Raw genomic sequence first — 11,445 nt, forward strand, 5'->3', positions numbered from 1 at the left:
TCACGATCCAGCCCCCGAGACCCCAACAAAACGCCCACAATGGTAACCGCCTTTCGGGTCAGCCCCCCAGTTCGCGACGGAGCCGGCCGGCGTCCACACGCCAGAACGTGTGCTGCCGACCGTCCACCAGGACGACCGGAATCTGCTCCCAGTACTCCCGGTGCAGCTCCTCGTCCTGGGTGATGTCCTTCTCCTCCCACGCGGCGCCGGTCTCCGCGCAGACCTGTTCGATCACGGTCCGCGCATCGTCACAGAGATGACACCCGGGCTTCCCGATCAAGGTCACGACCCGTTCGCCGGCCTTCTTCTTCGTGCGCCGCAGCAGAGGACTCATGACCCCATTCTCCGCCCCGTGCGGCCGCCCCGGACCGCGCGCCCGATTGGCCCGGTTTAACAATCCGGCCGCCCAGAGTTCACGCCTTCGCATCCCCGCGAGTCGGGAAGTTCGGAACTGACTGGCTATGCTCACGCCATGGCCGCACTGGGATGGCTCACCCCCCGTAGGCGCTCCGCGACCGCCCGGAGCGTCCTCGCAGGCGAGGCCGCCGCCGAGGCAGCGCGCAAGTCCTCGCAGCAGTTCGACGCGCACGCGGCGACCGGAGCCCTGGACACCGCCGACACCAGGCGCAAGGAGGCGGACTTCCCCGTCGTCGGGGACGTCCGCGCCGCAGCCTTCTTCGACCTCGACAACACGGTCATGCAGGGCGCCGCGATCTTCCACTTCGGACGGGGCCTGTACAAGCGGAAGTTCTTCCAGCGCCGTGAGCTGGCACGGTTCGCCTGGCAGCAGACGTGGTTCCGGCTCGCCGGGGTCGAGGACCCGGACCATATGCAGGACGTACGCGAGTCCGCCCTGTCCATCGTCAAGGGCCACCGCGTCTCCGAGCTGATGTCGATCGGCGAGGAGATCTACGACGAGTACATGGCCGACCGCATCTGGCCCGGTACGCGGGCCCTGGCCCAGGCCCACCTCGACGCGGGCCAGAAGGTGTGGCTGGTCACGGCCGCGCCGGTCGAGACCGCGACGATCATCGCCCGTCGGCTCGGCCTGACCGGCGCGCTCGGCACGGTCGCCGAGTCCGTCGACGGCGTGTACACCGGCAAGCTGGTTGGCGAGCCGCTGCACGGCCCTGCGAAGGCCGAGGCGGTACGCGCCCTGGCGGCGGCCGAGAACCTGGATCTGACCCGCTGTGCTGCGTACAGCGACTCGCACAACGACATCCCGATGCTGTCCCTCGTCGGGCACCCTTACGCGATCAACCCGGACACCAAGCTGCGCAAGCACGCGCGCGAGCGCGACTGGCGGCTGCGCGACTACCGGACGGGCCGCAAGGCGGCCAAGGTCGGCATCCCGGCCGCTGCGGGTGTGGGCGCGCTGGCGGGCGGCACGGCCGCGGCCGTCGCCCTGCACCGCCGCCGCCGCTGAAGCCGGCGCCGACGTACGCGCAGGCGATCGGCGAACGCACAACCGAACCACCGTCACCGGGCGTTGCTGACTGCGGCGCGCGGCGCGCGGCATTCCATTTTTCTTACCCGCCCTCCCGCGCCGCCAGTCCCGTTACGGGCACATGAGCACAACCCATCACGCGCCGCAGCAGATCACGAAGTAATCCGATCAATAACCGGTCACAACCTGCGACTTGATCCGTCGCTTTGACGTAACAGAAGCGACGGAATCGATGATTTGAGCAACTGGGTGTAGCGCTGCCTGTACGAAGCGTTATTCTCCTCAGACGCATTAAGGACCCCACACGTCGCCACGACGAGTGAACGGTCCCGCACTGCTCGTGATGGAAGCTCTGCCTCTGGGAGTCCCGTGTACCCACACGTCGGGGTTGACGCCTCGGGCCTGGCTACGCTGCGCGCAACGGTCGCCGACCACTTGCGCCGCTTCGTCCCCACCGCGTACGCCGTCCCCGCCTTCGCCGCGCCGGGCCCTGCCGCCCTCGGCCCTGCCGGCCCCTGCTACGCCCTGGCGGGCGGAATCGACAAGGGGTCGGCGCGCAGCGGCCTCGTCGAGGGGCGGCGGGCGGGCGACGGGCGGGAAGTCGGCAGACGGGGCGGCCGCGGCGGTGCCTCGACGACGGCCCGCCGCCCCAGCGCCGACAGCGACAGCGCACGCATGATGGAGCTCGTCGAGCGCGCCCAGGCCGGCGAGGCCGAAGCATTCGGCCGTCTGTACGACCAGTACAGCGACACGGTCTACCGCTACATCTACTACCGCGTCGGCGGCAAAGCGACGGCCGAGGATCTCACCAGCGAGACCTTCCTGCGCGCCCTGCGCCGTATCTCCACCTTCACCTGGCAGGGCCGCGACTTCGGCGCCTGGCTGGTCACGATCGCGCGCAATCTGGTCGCCGACCACTTCAAGTCGAGCCGTTTCCGACTGGAAGTGACCACCGGCGAGATGCTCGACGCCAATGAGGTCGAACGCAGCCCCGAGGAGTCGGTCCTCGAGTCGCTCTCGAACGCCGCGCTGCTCGAGGCCGTACGCAAACTCAATCCACAGCAGCAGGAGTGCGTCACGCTGCGCTTCCTGCAGGGGATGTCGGTGGCCGAGACCGCGCGCGTGATGGGCAAGAACGAAGGTGCGATCAAGACCCTTCAGTACCGTGCCGTCCGTACCCTGGCAAGGCTCCTCCCCGACGACGCCCGCTGACCCTCCCGCTCACTCCCCCACCCCGCGCGCCCCCTCGCGATCCCCCACTCCCCCACGCATTCCCCCCACGAACCAGTCCCCCACATCAAGCCCCCCACGCTGTCCCGTCCCTTCAACTCACCACCCGTGAGCGGCTGATGACGCACTGGTCCGATCATCCTTCGCGCGTAACCCAACTGCCGAGCCGCTCGTTGTGCGGAATGCAGACTCCCTGCGGTCACGCCCTGCCCGCAGCCACTCACTCGATCGAGTGGATGCGCTCAAGGCGTGCAACCTTCCGGAACCCCCGGGGAGTCGACCGTCATGACGAGAGGAGGTGCCGCCAGTGATCGCGAACGTTTCGGCGCACCGGCGGGCGAACGCCTTCGCCCAGGCCCTGGAGAATCAGACGCTCCGGGGCGCGGCGGCCGAGCAGCCCCATGATTCGGCCGAACCGGCCGAGCAGGGGCGGCTGTTGGCCCTGGCGAACGGCCTCGGTGAGCTGCCGAAGCCCCAGTTGGACCCCGAGGTCAAGGTGGTGCAGCGAGCCCAGCTCGTCGCCGCCATGGAGGCCATGCTCATGGAGGGCACAGCCTCCGAAGGAGGTGCGTCCGCCGATCCTGCGGTCCCGAGACAGCGCGCATCCGGCCGCGGCGCCCACCGGGCATCGCCGCTCCGGAAACTGCGGCCGCGCTCCCGCTGGTCCAAGGGGCTCGCGGCCGGCGGCCTCACCGTCGGAGTCGCCGCGGGCGCCTTCAGCGGAGTGGCCGCCGCCAGTTCCGACGCCCTCCCCGGTGACTCGCTCTACGGGCTGAAACGAGGCATGGAGGACCTCAAGCTCGGCATGGCCGACGACGACGCGGACCGCGGCGCCATCTACCTCGACCAGGCCTCGACACGGCTCAACGAGGCCCGCCGCCTCATGGAGCGCGCCCGGGCCGGCGAGCTGGACCACGAGTCGGTCGGCGAGGTCAGGCGCGCCCTGACCGGAATGCGCCACGACGCCACGGAAGGCCACCGACTCCTCCACCAGGCGTACGAGCGGGACGGCTCGCTCGGCCCCATCGCGACCTTGTCCTCGTTCGCCGACTCACACCGCGATACGTGGAACGGGCTGCGCAACCGCCTTCCGGCCCAGCTCACCGACGTCGGCAACGAGGTGAGTTCGGTCTTCGACGCCATAGACCAGGAAGTCGGACCGCTCCAGTCGCTGCTGCCCCGCGCTCCCGAGACGGAGAGCGGCGGATCCCAGCGCCCCGGAGCGTCACCCGACGGCCCCACGGGCCCTTCCAGTTCGTACGGTGCGGACCACCCGTCGTCGTCCTCGCCCTCCGCGGGCCAGTCGGACGGCGGCACCCGGCCCTATCCGTCGGGCACCGGCGCGACGGCGGGCGACGGCCTGCTCGGGGGCAACACGGGCGGCCTGCTCAACCCCCCGCAGAACAGCACGACACCGTCCGCCACGTCCGGCAACGACATCACGGACCCCATGCCGGACGTGACGATCCCCCCGTTGCTGCCGGGCCTGCTCCCGGGCCTGGGCATCGACGCCGAGGACGACCGCTAGAGACCGGTACGCCGGTCACGTCATGGAAGGGGGTAGGCGCCCAGGCCCGGGCGCCTACCCCCTTCCGTCACGTCGTCGGACACTCAGATACGCCGTCGGCCGAGCGTCTCAGAAAAAGACCGACCGGCGCTGTACGAGCAGCTTGTACAGCGTGTGCTGGATCTGCTCCCGCACCTGGTCCGTCAGATTGAACATCAGCATCGGATCTTCCGCCGCCTCGGGCGGATAGCCGTCCGTCGGGATCGGCTCCCCGAACTGAATCGTCCACTTCGTCGGCAGCGGCACCGCCCCGAGCGGCCCCAGCCAGGGGAAGGTCGGCGTGATCGGGAAATACGGGAACCCCAGCAGCCGCGCCAGCGTTTTCGCATTACCGATCATCGGATAGATCTCCTCCGCCCCGACGATCGAGCACGGCACGATCGGCACGCCCGCCCGCAGCGCCGTGGAGACGAAGCCACCCCGCCCGAAGCGCTGCAGCTTGTACCGGTCGCTGAAGGGCTTCCCGATGCCCTTGAAGCCCTCGGGCATCACCCCGACGACCTCACCCTGCTGGAGCAGCCGCTCCGCGTCCTCCGCGCACGCCAGCGTGTGCCCGGCCTTCCGCGCCAGCTCGTTTATCACCGGCAGCACGAAGACCAGGTCCGCGGCGAGCAGCCGCAGATGCCGGCCCGCCGGGTGCTTGTCGTGCACCGCGACCTGCATCATCAGCCCGTCGAGCGGCAGCGTCCCGGAGTGGTTGGCCACCACGAGCGCCCCGCCGTCCGACGGGATGTTCTCGATGCCCTTCACCTCGACCCGGAAGTACTTCTCGTACAGCGGCCGCACGAGTGACATGAGCACCTGGTCGGTGAGCTCCTTGTCGTAGCCGAACTCGTCGACCTCGTAGTCGCCGGTGAGCCGCCGCCGCAGAAACGCCAGGCCGCCGGCGAGCCGCCGGTCCCAGGCCCCCAGGCCGCCCTGGGTGCCCTGGTCGCCCGCTTCCGGCATGCGCGGCTCTCCCTCGCTCCGGACGCCGCGCGCGGCGTCCCAGAGGGGACCTGTCTCGCGCGCCGTACCTCCCGTACCCGCACCCGCGCCGGCTGCACCTGCTGTGCCCACAGCCGACGCGCCCGGATGCTCTCTGTCGGGCTGCCCAGGCACCGCACCGACCGGCACCTCGCGCACCGCCACCGCCTCGGCGGCCTTGCGCCGGCCTGCCCCGGGGCGCCGCCGCACCGGGCGTTGCGACGCGCCCGTGCGTGACCGGTCGTCGTCGAACGGAATGACCTTGGCGTCCGCCATCGTTGCTTGCGCTCCTTATCCGACGCTATCCGGCGCTCTGAGTGCTGTTCGCGGTGCTCGTCGCGGTGGTGTCTGCGGTGGTGCCCGCCGTCCTCCTGGTGCAGCCCGCAGCGGCCGGCAGAGCGGCGAGCCTGTCCACCGTCCTGGCCACGGTCTCCGGCGGCAGCAGCCCCGGCGCGCGGCTGCGCGCGAACTCCGCGAAGGTCTCCGCTGTCGTGTACGCGGGGGTGAAGCCGAGGGTCTCGCGCATCTGGACCGTGCTCACCACCCGGCCGTGCGTGAGCAGCCGGATCTGCTCCGGGGAGAAGTCGGTGACCCCGACCGTACGCAGCGCGGAACCCACCCAGGTGACCGCAGGAAGCAGTACCGGCACCGTCGGGCGGCCCAGCCTTCGCGAGCACTGCGAGAGCAGCAGCACCCCGTCACCCGCGATGTTGAACGTGCCGCTGTTGAGGGTTCCACGGCGCGGCTCGTGGGAAGCGATGCGCAGCACCTCGATGACATCGTCCTCGTGGACGAACTGCAGCCGCGGGTCATAGCCGAAGACCGTCGGCATGACGGGCAGCGAGAAGTAGTCGGCGAGCGGGGAGTCGGCCCGCGGCCCGAGGATGTTCGCGAAGCGCAGTACGCACACCGCCACGTCCGGCCTGCGGCGCGCGAAGCCCCGTACGTACCCCTCGACCTCCACAGCGTCCTTGGCGAAGCCACCGCTCGGCAGGGACTTGGGCGGGGTGGTCTCCGTGAAGACGGCCGGGTCGCGTGGCGCGGAGCCGTACACGCTCGTACTGGACTTGACGACCAGCCGCCTGACGGTGGGCGACTTCTGGCAGGCACCGAGCAGCTGCATGGTGCCGATGACGTTGGTCTCCTTGACCGAGGTCCTGCCGCCCGAGCCCAGCGGCGTACCCGTGACGTCCATATGGACGACCGTGTCGACGCCGTGCTCGGCGAGCACACGGGCTATGGCCGGCTGGCGGATGTCCGCGCGGACGAAATCGGCACCGCCGAGATCGTGCTCGGGAGTCACCGCGTCCACACCCACCACCCGGTCCACCTCGGGATCCCGCTGGATGCGGCGTACGAAACGGCCCCCGAGCTGCCGGGCCACACCGGTGACGAGCACGACCTTGCCCAAGATCAGCGCCTTCCGTTCGGTTCTCCCCTAGGCGTCACCGTAGCGGGTTGATGTTGCGCTGTGATGACCGCAGACAGTCTTCACGGCTCTTTGCCCCCAACGCCGTACGACGCACCGCGGCCCTCCCACCATGCTGGTGGAAGGGCCGCGTATTTCACGGACAGGCGCCGCTTACTTCTTGTTGCGACGCTGAACGCGCGTGCGCTTGAGCAGCTTGCGGTGCTTCTTCTTAGCCATCCGCTTGCGCCGCTTCTTGATAACAGAGCCCACGACTACCCTCGCTCACTTCTCTTCACTCGGTGCGGGGCGTCTGGGCCCACACGACCTACGTCGGCCTAGCCTACCGGCCCGAGCTCCAAGCCTGTAATCCGAGGGGTGCCTCAGGCGGACTCGACCCCCACAAAGGACTCGCGGAGGTACTCGTGAACCGCTTGCTCCGGGACCCGGAAAGACCTGCCCACCCGAATCGCCGGCAGATGACCACTGTGCACCAAGCGGTACACGGTCATCTTCGACACGCGCATCACCGAGGCGACTTCCGCCACGGTCAGGAACTTGACCTCGTTGAGAGGCCTCTCGCCAGCAGCCATGACCCACCTGTACCTTCCGCACCCGACGCACACCGGCTTCCCCTCCGGTGACTCTTCGTCGCTGTGCGCTCACTCACCAGACTAGGGGCGGGTGGTGCGAGTGGGGAAGAGGAGCAGCCATCGGCCGTTTACTGTGACAGACACGCTCGATTGAGTACATAGCGAGTAAGCGGCCGGTAGTAATCGGACCGCACCGCGTCATCAAGCGGAACGGCGACCGACACACGCCCCTCTGCCTCGCCGACGAACAGCGCGGGATCGTCCGTATCGGCGAGACCTACGGCATCGAACCCCAGTTGACCTGCCCCGCAGACCCAGCCGTGATCCCCGACGACCAGCTCGGGCAGCGGCCCGCCGACCTCGGCGAGTCCCTCCAGGGCAGCCCGAATCGGGAGGGGTGAGTGGGTATGTGCGCCGGTGTCCCGCCCGGCGTCCCACGCGCCCGGTTCCCGCACCAGCGCGACTCCTCGTACGTAGTCGAGGTTGTACGTGCGTACGCCGAACCGGGTCGTTATGTCGACACATCGCCCCTGCGCCGGTGTGAGTACGGGACACCCTGCCGCCGACAAAGCGTCTGCGAGCTCGGCGTAGAACGCGAGCAGCCGATGCGGATGCCCGGTCCCGAACAGCACCGGGGCCCGCCGTCCGGCCGCCTCGGCCAACCGCTCGGCGAAGGCATCGAGCCCACTCAACGTCCTTTCGGGATCGATCACATCCGGTCCGGATACATGACCGGGATCGCCCGAAACCCCGCACTTGTCGGCCATCAGGGCGATCAAATCCCGCTCACCCCAGTCCCATTCGGGATCGAGTCCGAGCGTTACCCGTGGATCCCGCGCCGCGAACAGCCGATAGCTCCGCAGGCTCTCCTCCCTCGAGGTGGCCACCGGCCCGGCCAGCCTCGCCGCCAACAGATGCGCACGCAACGCTCCCCTGCTCAACACCCCCCGATGCTCCCGCACCCCTCCGCGCCATGCCCCAAAACCCCGGCAAATCCGCACAGTTGGCGTAACTGCGAGGCGAGAAACCGCCCCTACGCCAGCATCCCCCTCAGGGGAAACACCGCCCGCCTCGTCGCCAGCACGGCCTGGTCCAGCCGGTCCGCCGGGTCGTACCCGTCCTCCCAGCCCCGCCACCCCGGCGTCCGCCCATCGGTCATCCGCCCAGGCCCCAACTGCCGCGTCCGCGCATACGCCTCATCCCGCCACGACGACGGAATCACCGACTCCGGGTCCACCGGCGCATGCCCGGCGATCCCCACCAGATGCGTCCATGACCGCGGCACCACATCCACCACCGCGTACCCGCCCCCGCCGAGCGCTACCCATCGCCCGCCCTCGACCCACTCGTGGGCAAGCTCATGGCACGCCTCCTGGACCAGTCGCTGCGCATCCAGCGACACCGCCAAATGGGCCAACGGATCCTCGAAGTGCGTGTCCGCCCCGTGCTGGGTCACCAGCACCTGCGGCCGGAAGTCCGCCAGCAGCTCGGGCACCACCGCGTGGAACGCCCGCAGCCACCCCTCGTCGCCCGTCCCCGCCGGCAGCGCCACGTTCACGGCCGAGCCCTCCCCCGGCCCGGCGCCACCCGTCTCCTCGGGCCACCCCGTCCCCGGGAACAGCATCCGCGGATGCTCGTGCAGCGAGATCGTCAGCACCCTCGGGTCGTCCCAGAAGGTCGCCTGCACCCCGTCCCCGTGATGCACATCGACGTCCACGTACGCGACCCGCTCCGCCCCCAGCTCCAGCAGCCGCGCGATGGCCAACGACGCGTCGTTGTAGATGCAGAACCCCGACGCCGCGCCGGGCATCGCATGATGCAACCCGCCCGCGAAGTTCACCGCATGTGCGGCCTCTCCACGCCACACCGCCTCCGCAGCCCCCACGGACTGCCCGGCGATCAGCGCGGACACCTCGTGCATGCCGGCGAAGGCCGGATCGTCCATCGTGCCGAGCCCATACGACTGATCCGCCGCCCGCGGGTTCTGGGACGCCGCCCGCACGGCCGCGACATAGTCCTCGCGGTGGACCAGACGCAGAGTCGACTCCCCGGCAGGCTTCGCCGCCACCACATCCACCGCGCGGTCCAGTCCGTACGCCCGCACCAACCCCATGGTCAGCGCAAGCCGTACCGGATCCATCGGATGGCCGGCCCCGAAGTCATACTTCGTTACCGCCTCGTCCCACATCAACAGTGCGCGGCCGCTCATGAACGTCACCGTATCGGTCGGACTCCGCCGCGAACGACCGGGCATACACCAACGTCACCAGCACCAACACCATCGGCACGAGCATCGCGCCCCGGTAGTTCCACGCATCTCCGAGCGCCCCGACCAACGGCGACCCGATCAGGAATCCCACGTAGTTGAAGACATTCAGCCGCGCGACAGCCACATCGCTCTCGCCCGGGAACAGCCTCCCCGCCGCCGCGAACGTCTGCGGGACGATCACACACAGCCCAAGACCCAACAGAGTGAACCCGGCCAGCCCCACCCACGCCCCAGGCGCCACCGCCACCACCGCGAATCCACCCGCGGCCAGCACCGTCCCACACCGCACGACCGCCACCGCACCGAAGCGCCGTACCCCGAGATCCCCGACGGCCCGTCCCAGCAGCGTCGTCACCATGTACGCGTTGTACGGAACTGTCGCCAGCTCCTCCGAGCTGCCCAGCACGTCCTGGAGGTACTTGGCGCTCCAGTTGGAGACCGTCGAATCCCCGATGTACGCGAACGTCATCACCAGGCACAGCGGCAGCAGCACCGCGAAGGCGACCTTCCCGCCCCGAGCCCCCTTCTCCTGGCGCCCCGGGCTCTCGCTCTCCCCGTCCACGTACCACCGGCTCCCGACGAGCGCAGCGGGCAACAGCACCGCCACCACCGGCAGATACGACACCACGAGCGGCAGATCCCAGTGAGCCCCCGCCCACGCGAGCGACGCACCGGCGATCCCGCCCAGGCTGTACGTGGCGTGGAAACCGAGCATGATGCTGCGCCCGTACGCCCGCTGCAGGCTCACCCCGAGCATGTTCATGGACGCGTCCAGCGCACCGACCGCCAGCCCGAACGCCCCCAGAGCCACGGCCACCTGCCACAACCCGCTGCCCGCCCCCACGCCCAGCAGCGACAGCAGCACGACGGGCTGCGACCACCGCAGTACGACTCCCGGCCGCACGCGCGCCACAACCGTCTCGGTAGCCACACTGCCGACCCCGGCCAGTATCGGCACCGCCGCCAGGAACAGGGGCAACAGCCCGTCGGATATCCCGTACCGGTCCTGAATGGCAGGGATACGCGTCACGAGCAGCGCAAACGTCACCCCCTGCACAAAGAAGCTCAGCGCCAACGAGCCCCGACCACGCCGCAACCGCGCATCCGTCATGGCCGCACAGCGTAAGGCGCTCAACTACCCATGGGTAGATGGATCAGGCGAACAATCCCGGCAGCTCCGCCATGTCCGCGAAGAACCCGTTGGCCCCGGCCAGTTTCCCGGCCGGGGTCATGGCGGTGAACCCGTACACGTCCATCCCCGCCGCCCGGGCCGCCGCCACCCCGAGCCTGCTGTCCTCCACCACGACGCACCGCTCCGGAGCGACCCCCATGCGCTCGGCGGCGTACAGGAACAGATCCGGCGCCGGCTTCCCCCGCCCCACGTCCTGGGCGCTGAAGACGTTCTCGCCCCGGAACCACCCATCCAGCCCTGTCTTACGGTGCCCGACGCGGATCCGCTCATGGCTCCCGGAGGAGGCCACGCAGTACGGAACCCCGTCCGCGACCAGCTTCCCCAGCACCTCGACAACCCCTTCCACGGCCTCCAACTCACGGTTGAAGGCGGCGAAGACGCGAGAATGAAGCGTGTCGTCGAAATCGTCGGGCAGCCGCTGCCCGGTCCGCTCCAGGACAAGGTCGTGCACCCTGTGCACGGCAGCCCCCATGTAGTCGCGGAGGGAGTCCTCGTACGACGTCGGATGCCCGAGCTCGGTCAGATAGGCGGCCAGGATGTTGTTGGAAATCGACTCACTGTCGACGAGCACACCGTCGTTGTCGAAAATCACCAGGTCATAGCGCATGGCACCAAGCTACCCAGAACGCAAAAAGGCCGTGGCCCCCGGATCGAAATCCAGGGGCCACGGCCCAAATTTTGTTCGGCGGCGTCCTACTCTCCCACAGGGTCCCCCCTGCAGTACCATCGGCGCTGAAAGGCTTAGCTTCCGGGTTCGGAATGTAACCGGGCGT

The 11,445-nt window shown here is 69.4% G+C and carries 12 protein-coding genes and 1 rRNA gene; 3 read left to right on the top strand and 10 right to left on the bottom strand.

Features of this window, described 5'->3' with window-relative positions:
• Window positions 1-58: 58 nt before the first annotated feature.
• A complete protein-coding gene (locus tag ACWCXB_RS27265) occupies window positions 59-334 on the bottom strand; it encodes a glutaredoxin family protein (RefSeq protein WP_450726391.1) in 276 nt (91 codons plus the stop codon).
• Window positions 335-472: 138 nt separating this feature from the next.
• On the opposite strand from ACWCXB_RS27265, the gene ACWCXB_RS27270 reads away from it, so the two are divergent.
• From ACWCXB_RS27270 to ACWCXB_RS27280, 3 genes are all read left to right on the top strand, one after another.
• A complete protein-coding gene (locus ACWCXB_RS27270) occupies window positions 473-1,426 on the top strand; it encodes an HAD family hydrolase (RefSeq protein WP_450726393.1) in 954 nt (317 codons plus the stop codon).
• Window positions 1,427-1,816: 390 nt separating this feature from the next.
• Window positions 1,817-2,659, top strand: a complete 843-nt coding sequence (locus ACWCXB_RS27275) for an ECF subfamily RNA polymerase sigma factor, BldN family (RefSeq protein WP_450726395.1) — start codon at window positions 1,817-1,819, stop codon at window positions 2,657-2,659.
• A gap of 325 nt (window positions 2,660-2,984) precedes the next feature.
• Window positions 2,985-4,205, top strand: coding sequence for a DUF5667 domain-containing protein (locus ACWCXB_RS27280; RefSeq protein ID WP_450726397.1), 1,221 nt, complete (start codon window positions 2,985-2,987; stop codon window positions 4,203-4,205).
• 108 nt (window positions 4,206-4,313) lie between these two features.
• Here the strand turns inward: ACWCXB_RS27280 and ACWCXB_RS27285 are convergent, their stop codons facing one another.
• The 9 genes from ACWCXB_RS27285 to rrf form a co-directional block, all read right to left on the bottom strand.
• Window positions 4,314-5,486, bottom strand: coding sequence for a lysophospholipid acyltransferase family protein (locus tag ACWCXB_RS27285; RefSeq protein WP_450726399.1), 1,173 nt, complete (start codon window positions 5,484-5,486; stop codon window positions 4,314-4,316).
• Window positions 5,487-5,511: 25 nt separating this feature from the next.
• The gene (locus tag ACWCXB_RS27290; protein WP_450726401.1) at window positions 5,512-6,621 is read right to left on the bottom strand and encodes an NAD-dependent epimerase/dehydratase family protein; all 1,110 of its coding nucleotides are present in this window, start codon (window positions 6,619-6,621) and stop codon (window positions 5,512-5,514) included.
• A 171-nt stretch (window positions 6,622-6,792) separates the two neighbouring features.
• Window positions 6,793-6,891 carry a 30S ribosomal protein bS22 gene (locus ACWCXB_RS27295; RefSeq protein WP_003948845.1) on the bottom strand — a complete coding sequence of 33 codons (99 nt, stop codon included), beginning with the start codon at window positions 6,889-6,891 and terminating at the stop codon, window positions 6,793-6,795.
• Between the two features lie 110 nt (window positions 6,892-7,001).
• Window positions 7,002-7,211, bottom strand: a complete 210-nt coding sequence (locus ACWCXB_RS27300) for a helix-turn-helix domain-containing protein (RefSeq protein WP_158687078.1) — start codon at window positions 7,209-7,211, stop codon at window positions 7,002-7,004.
• 128 nt (window positions 7,212-7,339) lie between these two features.
• Window positions 7,340-8,155: a phosphatase gene (locus ACWCXB_RS27305; protein ID WP_450726413.1), complete on the bottom strand. Its 816-nt coding sequence runs from the start codon at window positions 8,153-8,155 to the stop codon at window positions 7,340-7,342.
• 89 nt (window positions 8,156-8,244) lie between these two features.
• A complete protein-coding gene (locus tag ACWCXB_RS27310) occupies window positions 8,245-9,420 on the bottom strand; it encodes an acetoin utilization protein AcuC (RefSeq protein WP_450726403.1) in 1,176 nt (391 codons plus the stop codon).
• Window positions 9,371-10,591 carry an MFS transporter gene (locus ACWCXB_RS27315; RefSeq protein WP_450726405.1) on the bottom strand — a complete coding sequence of 407 codons (1,221 nt, stop codon included), beginning with the start codon at window positions 10,589-10,591 and terminating at the stop codon, window positions 9,371-9,373. The genes ACWCXB_RS27310 and ACWCXB_RS27315 overlap by 50 nt, the downstream gene beginning before the upstream one ends.
• A 43-nt stretch (window positions 10,592-10,634) precedes the next feature.
• Window positions 10,635-11,279: an HAD family hydrolase gene (locus tag ACWCXB_RS27320; RefSeq protein ID WP_450726407.1), complete on the bottom strand. Its 645-nt coding sequence runs from the start codon at window positions 11,277-11,279 to the stop codon at window positions 10,635-10,637.
• A 73-nt stretch (window positions 11,280-11,352) separates the two neighbouring features.
• Window positions 11,353-11,445, bottom strand: a 5S ribosomal RNA gene (rrf, locus tag ACWCXB_RS27325); the annotation flags it as partial.

The sequence above is a fragment of the Streptomyces sp. NPDC001514 genome, from assembly GCF_053597075.1.